This window comes from Oleiphilus sp. HI0086 (assembly GCF_001635225.1).
The window spans coordinates 1-449 of the sequence record NZ_LWFZ01000333.1 but is presented as its reverse complement, the minus strand read 5'-3'; the positions used below and the strand labels follow the sequence as shown (position 1 = coordinate 449).

Genomic DNA, 449 nt, shown 5'->3' with positions numbered 1-449 from the left:
CGGCAATAATTCGCTTGGAAATTAGCTTCTCCAATTTAGGAAAAGCACTTTTTTGCAATAATGAATGGTCTTTTCTGATTTTAGCAATCAAACCCTGTTTTGCAGATAAAGGCAAAACATCTTCTGCATCCATATTCAGCTGCTTGGCTGTTAGGTGCCGAATTTGCTCAATCGAAGCACTAATATGCGGTTCACCCTGCAGGTCATCCCAGAGCACATCTATTTTATTCAGCACAGCAAAACGACCTGCACGGTGTTCAGACTCATGCACATCGATATACTGCTTCCAGATTGCCATGTCACTGGCTGTAACGCCCGTGTCAGCACTCAGCATAAAGATAACAGCCTGGGCATTAGGAATCATGCTAATGGTGAGTTCGGGCTCTGAGCCTAAGGCGTTTAAACCTGGCGTATCCAGGATACATAAACCTTTGCGTAAGATCGGGCTA

The 449-nt window shown here is 44.5% G+C and carries 1 pseudogene; it reads right to left on the bottom strand.

The features are described from left to right. A pseudogene (locus A3756_RS04295) lies at positions 1 to 449 on the bottom strand (GTPase); the annotation flags it as partial.